The sequence below is a fragment of the Acinetobacter haemolyticus genome, from assembly GCF_003323815.1.
GTDB lineage: Bacteria > Pseudomonadota > Gammaproteobacteria > Pseudomonadales > Moraxellaceae > Acinetobacter > Acinetobacter haemolyticus.
In genome coordinates this window covers 3,017,114-3,034,469 of the sequence record NZ_CP030880.1, presented here as the reverse complement: position 1 = coordinate 3,034,469, position 17,356 = coordinate 3,017,114, and the positions used below count along the sequence as shown (strand labels likewise).

Annotated in this window: 16 protein-coding genes, 2 tRNA genes and 1 riboswitch; of the genes, 8 read left to right on the top strand and 10 right to left on the bottom strand. The window is 41.4% G+C overall.

Features of this window, described 5'->3' with window-relative positions; genetic code table 11:
* The first annotated feature begins 13 nt into the window (after positions 1-13).
* On the top strand, positions 14-427 hold the full coding sequence (locus DS737_RS14050) for a GFA family protein (protein WP_113997786.1): 414 nt from the start codon (positions 14-16) through the stop codon (positions 425-427).
* 14 nt (positions 428-441) lie between these two features.
* The gene (locus tag DS737_RS14045) at positions 442-1,050 is read left to right on the top strand and encodes a flavin reductase family protein (protein ID WP_113997785.1); all 609 of its coding nucleotides are present in this window, start codon (positions 442-444) and stop codon (positions 1,048-1,050) included.
* 34 nt (positions 1,051-1,084) lie between these two features.
* On the opposite strand, the gene DS737_RS14040 is transcribed toward DS737_RS14045, so the two are convergent.
* Positions 1,085-2,332, bottom strand: coding sequence for a winged helix-turn-helix domain-containing protein (locus DS737_RS14040; protein ID WP_113997784.1), 1,248 nt, complete (start codon positions 2,330-2,332; stop codon positions 1,085-1,087).
* Between the two features lie 236 nt (positions 2,333-2,568).
* Here DS737_RS14040 and DS737_RS14035 point away from each other — a divergent pair, with 236 nt between their 5' ends.
* Entirely contained in the window at positions 2,569-3,234 is a 666-nt protein-coding gene (locus DS737_RS14035) for a hypothetical protein (protein WP_113997783.1), read from the top strand.
* A 47-nt stretch (positions 3,235-3,281) separates the two neighbouring features.
* Here the strand turns inward: DS737_RS14035 and DS737_RS14030 are convergent, their stop codons facing one another.
* Positions 3,282-3,614: a HopJ type III effector protein gene (locus tag DS737_RS14030; protein WP_113997782.1), complete on the bottom strand. Its 333-nt coding sequence runs from the start codon at positions 3,612-3,614 to the stop codon at positions 3,282-3,284.
* A 118-nt stretch (positions 3,615-3,732) separates the two neighbouring features.
* A riboswitch (Fluoride riboswitch) is annotated at positions 3,733-3,799 on the top strand.
* Between the two features lie 132 nt (positions 3,800-3,931).
* On the opposite strand from DS737_RS14030, the gene crcB reads away from it, so the two are divergent.
* Positions 3,932-4,312: a fluoride efflux transporter CrcB gene (gene crcB, locus DS737_RS14025; RefSeq protein ID WP_004637762.1), complete on the top strand. Its 381-nt coding sequence runs from the start codon at positions 3,932-3,934 to the stop codon at positions 4,310-4,312.
* Positions 4,313-4,330: 18 nt separating this feature from the next.
* Positions 4,331-4,660, top strand: coding sequence for a DUF190 domain-containing protein (locus DS737_RS14020; protein ID WP_017395225.1), 330 nt, complete (start codon positions 4,331-4,333; stop codon positions 4,658-4,660).
* Between the two features lie 102 nt (positions 4,661-4,762).
* Here DS737_RS14020 and DS737_RS14015 read toward each other — a convergent pair whose 3' ends face one another.
* The 4 genes from DS737_RS14015 to DS737_RS14000 all read right to left on the bottom strand — a co-directional run bounded on the left by DS737_RS14015 (position 4,763) and on the right by DS737_RS14000 (position 8,371).
* Positions 4,763-5,017 carry a type B 50S ribosomal protein L31 gene (locus tag DS737_RS14015; protein ID WP_005083719.1) on the bottom strand — a complete coding sequence of 85 codons (255 nt, stop codon included), beginning with the start codon at positions 5,015-5,017 and terminating at the stop codon, positions 4,763-4,765.
* Between the two features lie 91 nt (positions 5,018-5,108).
* A complete protein-coding gene (locus tag DS737_RS14010) occupies positions 5,109-6,404 on the bottom strand; it encodes an ABC1 kinase family protein (protein ID WP_113997781.1) in 1,296 nt (431 codons plus the stop codon).
* Positions 6,405-6,540: 136 nt separating this feature from the next.
* A complete protein-coding gene (locus DS737_RS14005) occupies positions 6,541-7,890 on the bottom strand; it encodes an MATE family efflux transporter (RefSeq protein WP_005083715.1) in 1,350 nt (449 codons plus the stop codon).
* Positions 7,891-7,909: 19 nt separating this feature from the next.
* Positions 7,910-8,371 (bottom strand): DMT family transporter, encoded by a 462-nt coding sequence (locus DS737_RS14000; RefSeq protein ID WP_004637767.1) that lies wholly within the window; start codon positions 8,369-8,371, stop codon positions 7,910-7,912.
* Positions 8,372-8,511: 140 nt separating this feature from the next.
* Between DS737_RS14000 and hemW the strand changes: the two genes are divergently transcribed.
* Entirely contained in the window at positions 8,512-9,666 is a 1,155-nt protein-coding gene (gene hemW / locus DS737_RS13995; RefSeq protein WP_113997780.1) for a radical SAM family heme chaperone HemW, read from the top strand.
* A 115-nt stretch (positions 9,667-9,781) separates the two neighbouring features.
* On the opposite strand, the gene DS737_RS13990 is transcribed toward hemW, so the two are convergent.
* From DS737_RS13990 to DS737_RS13975, 4 genes are all read right to left on the bottom strand, one after another.
* A tRNA-Lys gene (locus tag DS737_RS13990) sits at positions 9,782-9,857 on the bottom strand.
* Between the two features lie 116 nt (positions 9,858-9,973).
* A tRNA-Lys gene (locus DS737_RS13985) sits at positions 9,974-10,049 on the bottom strand.
* 173 nt (positions 10,050-10,222) lie between these two features.
* The gene (locus DS737_RS13980; protein ID WP_004637769.1) at positions 10,223-12,064 is read right to left on the bottom strand and encodes a long-chain-acyl-CoA synthetase; all 1,842 of its coding nucleotides are present in this window, start codon (positions 12,062-12,064) and stop codon (positions 10,223-10,225) included.
* Positions 12,065-12,253: 189 nt separating this feature from the next.
* On the bottom strand, positions 12,254-15,634 hold the full coding sequence (locus DS737_RS13975; protein ID WP_162784531.1) for an Rne/Rng family ribonuclease: 3,381 nt from the start codon (positions 15,632-15,634) through the stop codon (positions 12,254-12,256).
* A gap of 427 nt (positions 15,635-16,061) precedes the next feature.
* Between DS737_RS13975 and DS737_RS13970 the strand changes: the two genes are divergently transcribed.
* Entirely contained in the window at positions 16,062-16,358 is a 297-nt protein-coding gene (locus DS737_RS13970; protein WP_005083706.1) for a hypothetical protein, read from the top strand.
* 62 nt (positions 16,359-16,420) lie between these two features.
* Positions 16,421-17,353 carry an RluA family pseudouridine synthase gene (locus DS737_RS13965; RefSeq protein ID WP_113997778.1) on the top strand — a complete coding sequence of 311 codons (933 nt, stop codon included), beginning with the start codon at positions 16,421-16,423 and terminating at the stop codon, positions 17,351-17,353.
* Positions 17,354-17,356: the final 3 nt, after the last annotated feature.

The following is a 17,356-nucleotide window of genomic DNA, read 5'->3' as shown; positions in this document are numbered from 1 at the left end:
AAAGGAATTAACAATGTCTCAGACTTCACCTGTATATCATGGTAGTTGTTTATGTGATGGAATTCATTATGAGATTCATGGCGAAATAGGCGAGATCATCCAATGTCATTGTCAACGCTGCCGTAAAGCAAATGGAAGCGCTTTTGCCACGAATGCACCGATTAAAATAGCTGATTTTAAAATTACGAAGGGCGAACATTTACTAAAAAAATTTCAGTCTACTGACACGACACAACGTTGTTTTTGTATGGAATGTGGCTCCCCAATTATGAGTATAAAAACCGATACGCCTGAGTATTATCGTTTGAGAATTGGAACTTTAGATACACAGTTACAGCAAAAACCAAGTCTGCACATTTTTACGGCGTCTAAAGCGGAATGGGACAGCATCACTGATGATTTACCACAATATGCAGAACGTCCTTAAAGTAGTCTTTAATTATGATTTTTGAAACAGCAAATTTACAAGCAAATGAAATCTATCGTTTGTTAAATGGTGGGATTACGCCTCGCCCGATTGCTTGGATTAGTACCTTATCTGTGGATGGTGTAGCGAATCTGGCACCTTATTCCTTTTTCAATGTGGCAAGCTGTAACCCGCCGATCCTTTGGTATTCACAAGTGAATCCGAGAACAGGGCAGGACAAAGACACTTTACGGAATTTAATTGAAACCAAAGAGTGTGTAGTGCATATCGTGAATACTCAGTTACTTGAGCAAATGAACTTGTCATGCGCGGCACTGCCATCCGAACAAAGTGAATTTGATTTTGCTGAAATCGAATCTTGTCCAAGTCATGGCGTAAAACCTTTATCGGTTAAAAATTCTATGATTCGGTATGAATGTCATTTGCGAGAGGTGATTCAACTCAGTTCCTTGCCTTCTGGTGGAACGGTTGTCTTGTTAGACGTGAAATCTATTTATGTCGATGATCGATTGTGGCAAGCCGATACAGGCATGATTGATCAACAGCAATTGGATAGTGTGGGAAGAATGGGGGGAGAGTTTTATAGCTTCACCACGGGATTACAAGCCCTCAAGCGACCATAAAATCAGATAGAAACAATAGGAGGTAAAATACCTCCTATTTTGTGATGGGTAGTTCATCCTTAAGCTGTGTTTCATCCCAGTGATGGTTGATAAATTCGTGAATTGTATTTGATTGTTCGGATGGACTAATACGTGAAATGATAATGGATTGACAGTGATTAAAGTGTACAAATCGGTGTAGTGTTTTTAGAAATGGTGTTAACCATGAGCTGAGATCAATTTGTGTATTTTCAATATGTAGGTGCACTAATTCAAATACACCACTTTTACGATGAGCTTTGCAATCAACTCGGCCAACAAAAACATCACCAAACAAAATGGGTAAACAGAAGTATCCATATTTTCTTTGTAGTTCTGGGGTGTAACATTCGAGACGGAAGTCAAACTCGAAACAGGCTTTTATGCGTTCTCGATGGATGATTGAATTATCAAAAGGAGAGAGTAAGTGAAGGTTGCTATGATTGGTGTTATACGTTTTTTCAAGTAAATCGGTGCGCACATAGATTGTTTGTATTTCATTTCCTTCAAACTTTTGGATGATTTTATCCTCAAGCATTTGACTTAGAATTTTTTCAACATTTTGACGTAATATTTGTCCCTTTTTTAAATGTGTGATTTGCTTGATGGTGGTAAAGCCGTACGCTCTAAGATAAGTCTTGACGAGATATTCTGCGTATTCTAATGCGGTTGGTGGTGTTGTATTGATCGTGCTGGGCAGCACCCTTTCACTAAGATCATAAACTTTTTCTATACCATTTCGAGCGCTAATCATGAGATCCCCTTGCATAAAAAGCTGCTCAAGCGCGATTTTTGTTGGTTTCCAATTCCACCAACTACTATTACTTTTACTTAAGCTTTCAAAATCTCTAGCTTTTTGTGGTCCCTCAATACGGATTTTGTCGTACACATTGTGCATGATTTGAGAATCCGCTTTAAAATAACGAGATTCACCATTTTTAATGCTCAGCATTTGCGGTAAAGCATAACGAAAACCTTGCATGGGCAAATACGACGCAGCATGAAACCAATATTCAAATATCTGACGTTCTGCGACTAATTGATCAAGAAGTTTGGGCTGATAATCTGGGATTCGTGTCCAAAAAGTATGGTGATGTGCCCGAGAAACCACTGATAAAGTATCAATTTGTACATAGCCAAGCTGCTGTATGGCCGCAAGAACAGCCGCTTTTCCTGAGCCAAAAGGTTTTTTGTGATTCAGACCTTGCGCTTCTAATGTAATTAGTCGTAGTTTTTTTAATAGATCAGCTTGGTTAATCGTCATGATTTCCCTCAGGTATTTTTATTCAAACATTTGTTATTTCGCTGAATATTACATTTCTAAATTTCACACCTTCAGAAATCATTCAGGCGAAACTAAAAAAGTATTTCACGACGAGATGTGCGGTTGGTAAAGGCGTGCATTATTTTATCAAGTGATAAAATGAAACTTCTTTTTCTACGCGGCATTGGCTATTATTAGAACATAAAATATTTTAAATCAAATTATTAAGAGTATTTATGAGTACTGAATTATCTTTAGAGAAACAAGAGCAAAAAGAAATTTTACCATTTTCGCCCAAAAACTTATGGATGCTGTTCTTCCAACCGAAGACATTTTTTTCTTTGCCAGCAATCTATCATCATCGCAGTATTATGATAGTTGCCTATTTAATAGGTGTGTTTTCTGTCATGGATCGAGTCGATCAAAAGTTGCTTCAAGCAGAATTTGGAAATCGCACCTCGTTAATGCTTGATATTACAGATGCTTGGTGGAGTTATTGGTTATTCGTTTTAGGGCTGGGGACGATTTCTGCTGTAATTGTTTGGTTGATACACGGTTGGTGGTATAAAAAGCGTTTACAGTTTTCAGGCGCCAAAGACGCAGACCCACAACTGGCCCGACATATTTGGGCTTTACAATCTTTGGTTGCAGCTTTGCCTGTTATGATTGTCGTAATATTACAGACATTGATGTATAGAAGTTATCTTGATGCCTATCAAAACTCATCAATTTTGAACTTGGTGGTAATTCCTTTTATATTTTGGTCATGTTGGGTGAGCTATCGAGCAGCAACCTCAGTGTTTAATACCAACGGATGGGCGAAATTTTGGTTTCTGGTATTTCCGATCACGTTTTATGTGCTAGCAATGGGGCTTTTGACCGCTTTAATGGCAAATGCATGATCGGTATGATAGCAAGCAGGAAGGGAAACCTTCCTGTCTTTTCAATATCAACGGGCAGTTAGTGCTTCACCTTCAAATTTCACACCATCCCAACCATTTTGCATAAATTGACGAATGTTTTGGTGATCCGTTCCTTCAGGTGTTGCCAGCACAGAAGCATAATGCTCAGCAAATAAACTTAAGGTATCTTCAGCATTTAAGCCTTCAATTTTAGCAAAAGAAAAAACTTTGGCACTGCCTTGATTTTCCGTTGCAGCATTAAATTGTGCGCCATTTTGAAAAGCAGTTGGAGTGTGTTGATAGCGTGCTTCAATAAATGCCAACACATCTGCAAATTTTGCTGAGCCATCTTTTAATTGTGCGAGTAAGCTTTGTGCCATGAGGACTTTCCCTTGTTATTTCGTCAGCGGACAATCATAACATGATGTATCTGTGGATAACTTTGCCTTTATACACAGATTAAAAGATTCATTGAGTTGTTTAAAAATTATGTTATTTTAGGGCAAAGGAGATGGCATTCCTCCTGTAACAAACCGCCATTGTGGCTAATGATGCCTACGTTACCCTGAACAGGGGCGTAGGTTTGTGCGTGCTCTGTTCTTTATTTAGAGGGCTCGCAGATGCATACTATCGATAAAAAAATTGATCACACCATGTCTTATCTTTGTTGTACTCCACATTTGGTTTTGGAGTAATTATGTATTATTCCTTGATTTCAATTGCATTAGGTTCTGTGCTCGGCGCATGGTTACGTTGGTTTATTGGCTTAAAACTCAATCCAATTTTTCCGCATATTCCACTCGGGACCGTAAGTGTTAATTTGGTTGGTGGCTTTATTATTGGTTTTGCGATTTCATATTTTTCGCAAAGTGCTTTGAGTCCAAATTATAAGCTATTTGTGATTACTGGATTTTGTGGTGCACTCACCACCTTCTCAACCTTTTCCGCTGAGATTATTGCGCTGTTGCAAAGTGGTAAATTGGAATACGCAGCACTGACTATTTTGATCCATGTATTGGGATCATTGTTGTTTACGATTTTGGGTATGAGTCTACATCAATGGTTGAATGCTGCTTAGTCTGGGAGGGTTAGATCGATGAATGGATTTTTAATTAGCTTTTATACTGCGCAAAGTCGTCAGTATGAAGGACAATCAATCGTTGATTGGTTGCTAGCGATTGCAAAGCAAATGGATCTACGTGGTGCGACAGTGATGAATGCCAGTCAAGGGTTGGATCATCGAGGGCAATTTCATTCAGCGGGTTTCTTTGAGTTAGCGGATCAGCCCGTACAGATCCAGTTTGCAGTCACTGAACAACAGGCCACAGCCTTACTTGACTACCTCAAGACTCAAGATATTTCATTATTCTATGTCAAAAGCCCTATTGAATTTGGCTTTATTGGCACTGCTTCTGCTTCGGATTAAACAATAATAAGTTTCAGACATAAAAAAAGAAGCCTAAGAGGAGGAGATTAGAGCCTTAGACTTCGAATTTTTTTACTTTAATTGCTCAACCTTAAAATAAGATTAAGCCTTACGACTAAAACGACCAAAACGTTTGTTAAAGCTTGCAACACGGCCTTCATTACTCGCCTGACGTTGCTCACCTGTATAAAACGGATGTGAAGCACTTGAAATATCAAGCGTCACATAAGGGTAAACTTGACCTTGATATTCTTTGGTCTGTTTGGTTTGAATGGTGCTACCAATCAAGAAATACGCATCTGCATTGGTATCATGAAAAAGTACTTTTTGATAAACAGGGTGGATATCTTTACGCATATTGAATACTCCTATGAATGATTGAAATGTTATAACATAACTTAAATTCCGTCAATCAGAGTACACTGTGTGTTGAGTTGTCAAAGCCTTTTCACGGCATGGGCACTAACTCTTCAAATAGATCATTTAGATTGTCATGTACCTTGAGATGAATAAGATTCCAGTAGTGACCAGAAATGGTACGGTTGACCATTAAGGTATCTGGCGATGGTTTAAAGACATCCCAATATTTCAATGATTTTTTAACCAGACGCATCCCATCATGATGTGAGGAGTTTTCTTCAAAGTCATAATGCGTACTTAAAGGACGAAGCAGAATTTCGATCCATTGCAGATACAACTCACTTGGGAATTTCTGTTTTTCTGCAATTGAATGGAGTTCGACCAATAAATCTTCAACTTGATCAATGTCTTCTTGGCGAGCAGCATTCACCAGTGCTTTAAAGTGCTGAATAATTTCAGGTGAAAGGGTTTTGACGCTACCGTAATCGTAGATGATGACACTTCCATCTTCACGGAAGGCAAAATTTCCAGGATGCGGATCGCAGTGGAAACGTTTCAGGAAGAACATTTCCTGCCCTAAAGCACGAATCAAGCGACGACCGATCTGATTGCGGATATCAACTGACCACGTACTTGCTGTTTCAATCGATTCACCTTGTTCAAGACTTAAGGTCAATACGCGCCGTGAAGAGTATTCTTTATATACTGTTGGGATAATGATTTGGTCATCCAATTTTTCATGGAAGGTTTTAAAAACTTCGAGATTCTGTGCCTCGATTTCATAGTTTAATTCTGCTGATAAACTGTCTTGGATCTCTTGGAATAATTGGTCTTGTAGTTTTTTATCAATTTTGAGGACACCCATGAGACGTAAAGCAAGACGGACTTGTTTAAGATCACTCTCACATGCATCATCTACTCCAGGGTACTGAACTTTGACTACCACAGCTTGACCATTTGGAAGTACTGCACGGTGAACCTGTCCAATTGAGGCTGCTGCAAAAGGTTCTGTTTCAAATGAGCTAAAAATTTGATTTAAAGGTTTGCCGAGTTCTTTTTCAACTTGTTGTTGAATGGAGGAGAAGGGCATTGCGGGCGCTTGGCGTTGTAACTTGGCAATCGCTTTTGCAACTTCAGGCGGGAAAATGTCTTTGTATTGTGAGGCGATTTGCCCAACTTTCATGACTGCGCCTTTCATTTCTCCTAGTGTGTCAGCGATTTGCAAGCCAATGTCTTGGAACAGTTGGCTACGTGCTACATTTTTTTGCTCTTCGTCAGCAGTGAAGTTGCGAATGGAGTTGGCGACACTTTTACTGGCAATGCTTGCGGTCATGCCAGCCAGTTTTAAAAAACGTTTACTGGGTGAGCTTGCATGTTTTGCCATTTTGCTTGACCTCGGGTGATCCGCTGTTATCGTGATACTTTGATCATAGGCGACAAAGCTTAAATTGCCTATAACAAAATGTTAAGTCCTGTAAGTATTAAGCCTTGCTGCTTTCATGATCATCATGAAACGTAATTTATGTGATCTCTGCTAAACGTTTATTATTTAAGTATAAGCGCCCAATTAAGAGTACACAGGCAATGCTTAAACCAATAATCAAACCGAGCCAAACGCCTGCGACGCCCCAAATGGTATAACGTGCTAAATATAAGCCAATCGGAAAAGCAATGACCCAATAAGCCATGAGGGTAATCCACATCGGTGCTTGGGTGTCTTGCATGCCACGTAGACAACCTGCTGCACCGACTTGCCAAGCATCCATGAGCTGATAAGCCATTGCAAACCAGAGTAAATACATCGCTACAGGAATAACATGAGGGTCTGTTGTATAGATCGCAACGATATATGGACGTGCAACTGCAATCAACAGCATGGTACAGATTGCAAAGAAAGTCGCACTCATTAGTCCGATTTTCTGAACTTGACGCATGGCATGCCAGTTTTTCTCTCCATAGTACATTCCAACACGAATCGTGAGTGCAATCGCGAGAGATAACGGAATCATGAATAAGACAGAGGTTACAGAGATTGCAATTTGATGTGCAGCAATCGCATTTTCCCCTAATGGACTTAATACCAATGCACCTGTGCTGAAGATACTCACCTCAAAGAAAATCGCCAAACCAATCGGCAGACCTAGCATCAAGATACGCTTTGCCCACATTGGGTCAAGTTTTTCCCATGTCGTGAAGATCGGAGTTTTTTGATAGGCTTTGGCTTTAGAAATATAAATGGCCAAGGTGATAAACATCAACCATTGTAGAATTGCTGTTGCGAAACCACAGCCTGCACTCCCTAAAGCAGGAATCGGCCCAAAACCATACATGAAAATTAGGTTCAGTGGGATCAGTATCACAAGCGCGGCTAAACTAATGACGGTGACTGGACGAGGATGCCCCAATGCCTCTGAGTAACTGCGTAATGCGGCATACATCATCACTGCAGGCATCCCAAAACCAATTGCATGCAAGAATAAGCTTGCCTTGGGCAATAAGCTTTCAGGTACGCCAAACAATGGCAATAATAGTGGCATCGCTTGCAAAATGAGCATTGCGATTACACCGAGAATGGCGGCAACCCACAATGATTGGCGTGCAATGGTGGGAATTTTCTCAGGTGTCTTGGCGCCTCGTGCTTCGGCAACTAGTGGTGTTGTTGCAATCATAATCCCCGCAAAGAGCAGCATAATGGGCATCCACAATCCAACGCCAACAGCAATCGCTGCAAGATCACCTGCGGATAGATGCCCCGCCATAATGGTATCTATCAAGCCAAAACCAGCTTGAGCAAATTGGGTGATCAAAATAGGGAGCATTAAATGAGACAGTTGTTTGAGTTCAAACCGTGTGTTGGTAACGTGAGCCACTAAATATACTCTTCAAAAATTAACGCTGTAGTGTGAGTAAAACACCAATAAAAATGACAATACTGCCGAGTAGGCGTTGCCAATTCACGGGGATTTTTTCTGTGCCTAACCAACCAAAATGATCTAATAAAATTGAGATGGTGAGCTGGCCAAAAATCACAAGACCTGAAAAAGTCAGAAATCCGAGTTTAGGCGCAGTATAGATACTCATACTGATGGCATAAACCCCAAGAAAGCCGCCAATCCATAGAAACCATGGAATTTGTGAAAGTTCACCTAAACTAGGTTTGGCTGTGCTTTGAAAGTAAACCAATAACGCCAAGATAATCGTACCGACTAAAAAAGACAGAAAGGCTGCCTGTAATGGAGAGTGAAGATGTTCTCTGAGTTGAGCGTTAATCGCAGTTTGAAATGCCATTGCCACGCCAACGCCGAGCGCTAGGGGAAGCATCAGAAGCAATTGGCTTGAAATTTTCATCATATGATTTGGTCTAATTGTTCTTTATTTTTACAGTCTAACTGAATCCAAGCATGATGATAAGCAATAGCATTGTTGCAACATGCAACCGACTTAAAGGGAGTCATGATAAAATAGAGTGGTTCTTTTATTGAGCCGCTATTTTGAGTCCGTTAAATCCAGCAAATATTCCTTTATCCTTATACATTCACATGCCTTGGTGTGTGCGTAAATGTCCTTACTGTGATTTTAATTCACATGCTGTTCCTGATGGGCATTTGTCTATGGATTTGGAACAGCAATATCTTGCAGCCTTAGTAGCTGATTTTGAGACGCAAATTGAAATGGCACAAGGGCGATCAATTCATAGCGTGTTTATAGGTGGGGGAACGCCATCGCTGATTTCTGCTCAAGGTTATCAGTGGTTATTTGAACAACTGAAAGCACGGTTGAGTTTTGAAGCTGATTGTGAAATTACCCTCGAAGCCAATCCCGGTACGGTTGAGCATGATCCATTTGCAGATTATCTTGCGGTTGGTATTAATCGGTTATCGCTTGGTGTGCAAAGTTTCGATACAGAGCATTTGCAGCGTTTGGGACGTATTCATACCGCCAGCAATGCACTGGATGCGATTCAACAAGCACGTCAAGCCGGTTTCGAGCGTGTGAATGTCGATTTGATGCATGGTTTACCTCAGCAAACAGAGCAACAGGCATTAACTGATCTAAAATTAGCTGTAGAGCATGGTGCGACGCATATTAGCTGGTATCAATTGACCATTGAGCCGAATACGGTTTTTTTTAGAACTCAGCCTGTGTTGCCGCAAGATGAAGTCTTAGAACACATCCAAGCGGAGGGTGAGGCATACTTAAAAGCCAATGGCTATGTAAATTATGAAGTTTCCGCATGGCGAAAGGAAAAGCCATCAGCACATAATTTGAATTATTGGCAATTTGGCGATTACCTCGCGATTGGAGCCGGCGCACATGGAAAGGTGACACGTCCTGAAGGTGTCTACCGTTTTCAAAAAACCCGCTTGCCGAAAGATTATTTAGCTAAAGTTCCTGCTGAACATGTGCAAATGAAACGTATTGAAGCAGATGAGTTACCATTTGAATTTATGATGAATGCTCTACGTCTCAATGATGGTGTTGAAGCAACTTTATATGAACAACGTACTGGTTTAAGTTTGGCAGAGTTAGCGCCTATTCTGAACACGTTACGTGAAAAGAAACTTTTGGTGGCTGCTACAGATCGTATTGCTTGTACCGAGCAGGGTCATATCTTTTTAAATACGGTATTAGAAGCGTTTTTATAAATTATAAACTCGGGAAGGGAATCCTGAAGTTATGACATAGCTCTTGTCATCTTTTGGAAAGATATTCCATACAAAATAAAAAACCTCATCATAAATGATGAGGTTTTTTAGAATCTGGTGGGTCGTCCGCGACTCGAACGCGGGACCAACGGATTAAAAGTCCGCTGCTCTACCAACTGAGCTAACGACCCTGAAATAATTTTAGAGTAACACTCTAAAATTGTTGCAAGACAAGCGAAGCGCGTAGTCTTACAAATCTTGATAACTTTCGGTTATCAATCCTTTTCAGGAGTATCAAAACTTAAAGTGGTGGGTCGTCCGCGACTCGAACGCGGGACCAACGGATTAAAAGTCCGCTGCTCTACCAACTGAGCTAACGACCCTAAGCAAGTGTTTAAACATGCTACGCAAGAAAAACTAATCAGTTCTAAGTGCGTCTTCGTTTTGATGTTGCGTATTCTAGCAACTTATTCAGCTAACACAAGAGGAAATTTAAAAACATGTGCATGATTGTTTATAAAAAGCACGATTTCCTCTTGTTTAGTTAAAAAATAAACTAGAAACGGTATTGATAACTTTGAATATTATCAAATATCTCAGTGTTTACATCACAATAGCTTGATGCACCAGGTAATAAAACCAGTAAACGTTCAGAAGTTTTGCTTGGATCAAATGAATCTTCTTTCAGCTTATTTTTCTGGTATTTAAATGTACCTGTAGTTTCAACTTTCTCTTGTACACGTAAGAACACTGGAATTGCATAAGATGGTAGGCATTTTTTAAATACATTGACCATTTCGCTAAGATCGGTTTCAGTGAGTTCCTGTCCATCAACTAAGGTGATCGCTGCCATACCTGCACGACCATTAGTATTTGGAATTTCTACACCATAAACAACTGCTTCTGCGATTTTTTCATATTCGCAGACCATGTTTTCAACTTCGGTGGTTGAAACATTCTCACCTTTCCAACGGAAAGTATCACCTAAGCGATCCACAAACTGTGCATGACGGAAACCGATATCACGAACTAAATCACCTGTGTTGAAGTATGAGTCGCCTTTTGTGAAGACATCTTTCAATATAACAGATTTGTTTTTTTCAGGATCAGTGTAGCCATCAAAAGGAGAGCGGCTGGTAATCTTCCCTACCAGTAAGCCAACTTCACCTGTTTTTACTTTCTTGCAATAGCCTTTGCTATCACGTACTAGTTCATTTTTCTCTTTGTCATATTCAACGATTGCATAAGGTGTTGGAGAAAAGCCAACGGTGTTGTCAAAGTTAAAGATATTACTAAAACCAACGTTACCTTCACTTGATGCATAAAGTTCAAGGACTTCTTGCACACCAAAGCGTTCTTTAAACTTGCCCCAAATATTTGGACGCATACCGTTACCAATCATTTTAGTGACACGATGTGCGCGATCAAGCTCGGTAACAGGTGCATCCATGAGGTAGCGGCACAATTCACCAACGTAGCCGATTGCTGATGCATTGAACTTTTGTACGTCTTTCCAAAATGCGCTGGTTGAGTATTTACGGCGTACCGCAAGTGTTGCGCTACCTGCAATCACACCACACCAACACACCACTACACCTGTGGCGTGGTAAAGCGGTAAAGTCACATACATGACATCATCTTTACCTAGATTGAGGATATGGCCATAGGTACCGTAAGCCAGTGTCCAGCGGCTATGTGTAAAGATCACAGCCTTTGGTAGACCTGTTGTACCTGAGGTATAAATGTAAAATAAACCATCTTTGCCTGTTACTGTACGTGTGGTCGATGGATTGAATTTTGGAAATTGATCAATTTGTTCGGCTAGATTGACGTAGTCCTGAGGCGCAGTCCCCGCATTCTTGCGTGTCTCTTGATCAGCAAACCAATGAAAACGGTCTGGCGCGACGGTTAAGTCTTGACGAATTTCATCAATTACAGCGCGAACTTCTTCACCAGCAATCACTGCAATTGGATTGACTAGATTAATACTATGCGCGAGTACTTTACCAATTTGTGAAGTATTAACGAGTGCAATGGTTACCCCTATTTTTGCCAAAGCAACAATCGTTGCAATAAGCTCAGGACGATTCTCAACCATTACCGCAATTACATCACCTTTTTTTGCGCCGATTGAAAGGTAGTAGTGCGCAATTTGGTTGGCCCATTCATTGAGTGCCTGATAGCTATAGCTTTGCTCTTCAAATAATAGTGCTGTGCCTTGAGGATTACGTTTTACAGCTTTTTCAAAAGCGATGCCTAAACCTGCTGGTGAAGTCGGAGTGCGTATATACGCCTGCTTAAGTCCATTGAGGATATGAGGTACTTTGGTGATGAAGTTCGGGAGTCGAGTCGCGACATCACTTAGGGTAATAATATCGGTTTGTGTAGTTTGGCTCATATCAATCCTATTTATTTTTTGATCAATCCAAAATGGCTATCTATTGGAACACAACCATTTACATCACTGTTGTTGATGCTGTTTTTAATGGTAAGTTCCTAGAGCAATCAACCTAATTTTGACAAAATAACAAAAAAGCCCAGTCATCGAAATGACTAGGCTTTTGTTTATTGTGCGCAATTTAGCAAATTATTCATTGCCAGGCGTACTTTTCTTCGGCGGACGTCCACGAGGGCGGCGCGGGCGACTTGATTTTTCTTTTTCAATTTTAGCAGCTTCGTCTTCCTCAGCTTCAGTTGCTTCCGTTTTTTCTACAGCTTCAGCTTTTTCAGTCACTTTTTCTGCTTTGGTTGCTTTTTCTACAACCTCTTTCGCAGGCTTAGGCGCTGATTGTTGAGGTTCTGGTTGCGTTTCTTCAACAACGGCTGTAACTGTTTCTGTTTCAGCGGCTTCTACTGCTGTAGCTGCAAGTTCCAAAGGTTGTTGCTCTGGTACTGGTGTTGCCTCTACTGAAGGTTCTTCAAGAGGTGCGGTTTCTTTCACCTCTTCAGCAGCGACTTCAGTGTTCTCTACAACAGCAGGTGTGGCATTTGAAGCAAGATGTGCTTCTTTTGCTTGTTCTGCAGCAAGTTTTGCTAAACGGCGACGCTCACGAGGATCGTTTGCGACGCGAGCAGCGGATGCTTTAGGCGGTGTTAGGTCTAACACTGGCGCAGGTTCTGCTTCTTCCATTGCTTTTTGAGCTGGAAGTTCTGCATCTCGTGTTACAGGACGCTTTTCTTCAACAACTGTATTTTCCACAACAAGTGTGCTTGCATATTGTTCAGTGAACTTTTGCAAAGCACGATTGAAAGTGGTGATTAAACCAAACTGCTCAATCAAGATTTTGCAATCTTCACCGTATACATGACGGATTAAGCTGCCAAGAGTGTATTGTCCCAATGTTGGGATTTGTGACGGCGCTATTTTAACGGAAGCTTCTTTAGCAACAGCTTGACCACCACGTTGGCGACGGCGTGAACGTGGATCATTGCTGGCACGTTTCGCTGGAGTTTGAGTTGCTTCAGTCTCAGCTTCTTGTTCAATAACTACTGGCTCGGCTTCGGCAGTTGGAGTCACCTCAGCTTTTTCCACAACAGCAGGTACAGCTTCAACTTTAGTTGCTGGTGTCGTTTTTTGTTGCGGATTCAGTGCAATAATTTCACTTTGTCCTTGATCGATATTCACGACCAATGCAGTATTCATCGGCTCAGTGCGAGGAGCATCGATCACATCTACTTTGACCTGTTGAGGGTTAACCGCAGTTTCAGTGACAACTGGTGCTTCATTTAAAACGCTTTGATCGCGGTGGCGATTTGGGCGATTTGGGCGATTTGGACGCTGTTGATTACGCTCACGGCGTGGAACAGGAGCAGACTCATTGCCTTGTGCAGCATCGTGATGCTGTTGCTGGTTTTGAGGCTCTTGTGTTTGCTGACGTTTTTGTTGACGTTTTAGCTCACGTTGCTCATGGCGTTGTTCTTGGCGCGATAGTTGTACAACTTCTTCATGCACTTGATTTTGTTGTTCATGGGCATGTGCATGTTGTTCACGTTGCTCTTTATGCTTGCGCTTCTTCTGGTTTTGATTTGGACGATGTGTTTTTTCGTCTTTTTCAAAGCTTTCGCGCGCTTCATGTTTCACAGGGTTTTGTGAAATATAGGCATTGTTCGTTGTTGACGCAGGTGCTGGTGTTTCAGTGACAACAGGGGTGTTGACTTGACCAAATTGACCGCGGCTGACCGCACCACCATTGACCAATTGCTCAATCGCTGCTGCCGCATTTTGTGCAGAACGAGATTGATCAATCGTCTGTGCTTGTTTTTGAACAAATAGATTTTCTAACCAAGCACAAGGACTTGCTGACTTCTGTGCAGGCACTTGTGCTTGCTTCGGTTGAGCAGCCTGTGGCTGAGCAGTTTTTCTCTGTGGAGCGGCAGTTTGAGCTTGTGCTGGAGCAGCATGAACGTGTTCTGCATCTTCTAAATGCCATTCAGATGACTCATAGCCCAGTTCTTTTTCACTTGAACGTGTTGCTTCGGTACGTTCATAGCTTGAAGGTGCAAAGCCTGCTGGATTGTATTGGATTTGGTAATGTGGTGTTTCTAAATGCGGATGAGGCAATACAGTGACACGTACATTTGAAGTTTGTTCAAGATAAACAAGGCTATGACGTTTTTCATTCAATAAGAAGGCTGCGATTTCTACAGGCACTTCAACTTGAACTTCACCTTGGCGCTCACGTAATGCAATTTCCTCGACCTTACGCATGATCGATAGTGAAAGTGAACGTAAGTCACGTACCATACCTGTACCATGGCAACGAGGGCAAACATAGCCAGTCGCTTCTTCTAAGGAAGGGCGTAAGCGTTGACGACTCATTTCCATGAGGCCAAAACGTGACAGTTGACCAAACTGGATACGTGCACGATCGCTTTGTGTTGCTTCACGAAGTTTCGCTTCAACCATGCGTTGATTACGGTCTTTGGTCATGTCGATGAAATCGATCACAACCAAGCCACCAATATCACGTAAACGAAGTTGGCGTGCAATTTCTTCAGCTGCTTCTAAGTTGGTATTTAAAGCGGTTTCTTCAACATCATGACCACGTGTTGATTTCGCTGAGTTGATATCGATTGAAACCAATGCTTCAGTTTGGTCAATCACGATAGAACCACCAGACGGAAGTTTTACTTCACGTTCATAAGCGGTTTGGATTTGGCTTTCAATACCAAAATGAGCGAATAACGGTTCATTTAAAGTATAGGTTTTTAATTTGTCGAGTTGACGTGGCATAACTGCTTTAACAAAGTTATACGCTTCGTTATAAGCTTGTTCGCTATCAATTAAAATCTCACCCACATCATCGCGTAAATAATCACGAATCGCGCGTGTAACAACACCCGCTTCTTGGTGAACGAGCATTGGTGATGGACCAGTGCTTGCAGAGCTTTGGATTTGTGCCCAAAGGTCAAGTAAGTGTTGTAGGTCGAGTTGTAATTCTTCTTGCGTACGCCCGATACCTGCAGTACGAACGATGACGCTCATGCCACGAGGGATGTTTAGTGTCGCTAAAATTTCTTTAAGCTCTTCACGGACTGAACCCGAAATTTGACGACTAATACCGCCACCTTTCGGATTGTTTGGCATAAGAACTAAATAACGACCAGCAAGTGAAATAAATGTCGAAAGCGCAGCACCTTTGTTGCCGCGCTCTTCTTTTTCAACTTGAACCAATAATTCAGTGCCTTCAGTAATGAGTTCACGAATATTAGAAGTTTGGCGAGGATCCGCCTTGAAATATGAGTTTGCGATTTCTCGCATAGACAAAAAGCCTTGACGCTGTGCGCCGTACTCAACAAAAACCGCCTCTAAAGATGGCTCAACGCGAGTGACATGGCCTTTATAGATATTTGATTTTTTTTGTTCACGAGTACGATTTTCTAAATCGAAATCGTAAAGACGATTACCAGTGATAAGTGCAACGCGGACTTCTTCTGCGTGGGTTGCATTAATCAACATACGTTTCATGGGTGTGACACCTAATAGTGATGCACACAAACAACTGGCCCAATATTTTTGAGCAAACATCAAATTGGCGCGATCAAGACTCAGAAGCAACTATATTTCGGATGCTCTGAAACCACTGACTGTAAATCCAGCTTGGGCTTTGATACGGTTGTTTCGATGTCAGCAATACTGCTTTAATCTTCGATCTATTGACATTTCATTCATGTCTTACATCTGTGAAATATCACTAGATCCGACATAATCAAAGTTTCCTGTACGCTTCACTGGCGGGTGAGCGGTGCATTGGATGGTGACTTTCACTGTCATTAAGCATTGAAGTCGATCCATCTGGAAGTTCTTGATACGGAATGATCATCGTATCTCTGCTTAGCAGTTCCAATGCATCAACGCTTTAGCCTGAATGCGACATCAGGGAGCAAATTGTCTGATGTGGATCAGTTTACGTTTAATAACCAACAAGAGTTGGCGACATATTTTTTCTGAACAAACTGTATGTGCAGATGCACAATTAAACGCAACAGTTTGTCATTTTGCCGATATAATAAGCCTTCGGCGTCGGCATAATTCTTTAGGACCTATCCGAGCTGTTGGTGAATATCTCATCGATTTAAAATTTTATCTAAATAAAATTTTTGATTTGATGCTCACTTACGGTGGTATCCGTGCGCTGAATATATCAAACCTTGCGGCATCTGCCTATGGGCTAAGTTTAGGTTTCTTGTGAAATAACTTAGCTAAATGATCATTTTTTAATCATATTTAGCAAATCTTGGATAAATCGAGCGTATGAATTCTACACAACAATGGCAAAGTGTCACTTGGTTTGACGTGGATGAGCATCAAGACGGGCAGCGAATAGACAACTTTTTATTTACCCGATTAAAAGGTGTTCCAAAAAGTCGAATCTATCGTTTGATTCGTGAAGGACAAGTACGTGTCAATAAAAAAAGAATAAAAGCAGAAACACGGTTGCAGATTGGTGACCAGATTCGTGTTGCACCGATTCGTTATGAGCAAAAAGATGAAACGGCTGCGCCTGTGAGTGATAGCGTTGCTCAAAGCTTATTGAGCCGTGTCGTCTATGAAGATGAGGGTTTATTGGTAGTTAATAAGCCTTCCGGCATTGCAGTACATGGCGGTAGTGGTGTCGCGTATGGCTTGATTGAGGCTTTGCGTGCGGCGACAGGGAAAAAATATTTAGAACTGATTCATCGTATTGACCGAGACACTTCTGGCTTGGTGATGATCAGTAAAAAGCGTAGCACCTTAAAATTGCTACAAGACCTACTGCGTGAGCATAAAATTCAAAAAACCTATGCGGCGATTGTCAAAGGACAGGTCAGCTTGGATAAGCAGTTGATTGACGCACCTTTATTGCGTTATGAACTGGCTAATGGTGAACGCCGTGTGCGTGTCACCAAAGAAGGTAAGCCTAGTAAAACAGAATGGAAGGTGGCTGAACGTTTTAAAACAGCAACTCTGGTGCATGCTTCACCTTTGTCAGGTCGTACCCATCAAATTCGTGTACATGGTTTAAGTATTGGTCATCCACTGATTGGTGATGATAAATATGGGCACAATACAGCGTATTCAGGGCCTGAGGCGCGACGTTTGTGTTTACATGCCATGCGTTTAGAGATTCCAAATTATCCAATTATTGAAGCACCTATGCCTGAAGATATGCAGCAGTTAATTGATGAGTTGAGAAAGCAATCATGAATC